At 77.7% G+C, this 989-nt stretch carries 1 protein-coding gene; it reads right to left on the reverse strand.

All coding sequences use genetic code 11. From position 1 onward, the window contains the following. The coding region (locus tag CDN38_RS27820; RefSeq protein WP_368773225.1) for a PGRS repeat-containing protein at window positions 1-989 on the reverse strand (989 nt) is incomplete at both ends.

Genomic DNA, 989 nt, shown 5'->3' on the forward strand with positions numbered 1-989 from the left:
GCCCCACCGACCCCGCCGTCCTGACCGGTCGATCCGAACCCCCCGGCGCCACCGACCCCGCCGTTGCCCGCCAGCAACCCACCGGCCCCGCCGGGCCCGCCAGCTCCGGCGGTCCCGGTTGATGAGGTGCTGCCGGCCCCGCCGGCACCGCCAGTGCCTAACAGCCCGGCGGCCCCGCCAGCACCGCCGTTTTGGCCGGGCCCGCCGGATCCGCCAGCCCCGCCGTCGCCAAGCAGCCACCCGCCCGGCGCGCCGTTTTGTCCGCTGCCGGCTGTCCCGTTAAGGCCGTTGCCGATCAGCGGGCGCCCGGTGAGTGCCGCGACTGGGGCATTCACCACGTTGAATACCCCCTGCAGCGGACCGCCGGAGCCGTCGAGGCCGATGTTGCCGATCATTGGGCCGAACCCGCCGTTGCCGCCGTTGCCGCCGGTGCCGATCAGGACAGCTTTGCCGCCGGCACCGCCCGGACCACCGGTCGTTGCGCCCTCGCCGCCGGCGCCGCCGGTACCGCCGTTGCCTGCCAGGATGCCGGCCTGGCCGCCGGTCCCACCAGCCCCGCCGACGCCCGTGATGCTGGCGCCGCCGGCCCCGCCGATCCCACCGGAGCCAAGCAGCCAGGCATCGCCGCCTGTCCCGCCGGCCCCGCCGGCGCCACCTCCGCCAGCGCCGCCGGGCCCGCCAGCCCCGCCGCTCGAGGCCAACAGGCCTGCATTTCCGCCGGGCCCGCCGCCCCCGCCAACGCCAAGTTGGCTGGTTCCGCCGGCACCGCCGGCTCCCCCGTTGCCGAACAACACGCCGGCGTTGCCGCCGGCCCCGCCGATCCCGGCGTTACCTAGGCTGGCGCCGCCGGTCCCGCCGGCCCCTCCGTTGCCGAACAGCAAGCTGGCGTTGCCGCCGGCGCCACCGGCTCCTCCGCCTACGCTGCCGATCCCACCAACCCCGCCGTTCCCGCCGCCGGCACCGACCAACCCGCCGAGCAGCCCGCCGGC

The sequence above is a fragment of the Mycobacterium ostraviense genome (genome assembly GCF_002705925.1).
Classification (GTDB): domain Bacteria; phylum Actinomycetota; class Actinomycetes; order Mycobacteriales; family Mycobacteriaceae; genus Mycobacterium; species Mycobacterium ostraviense.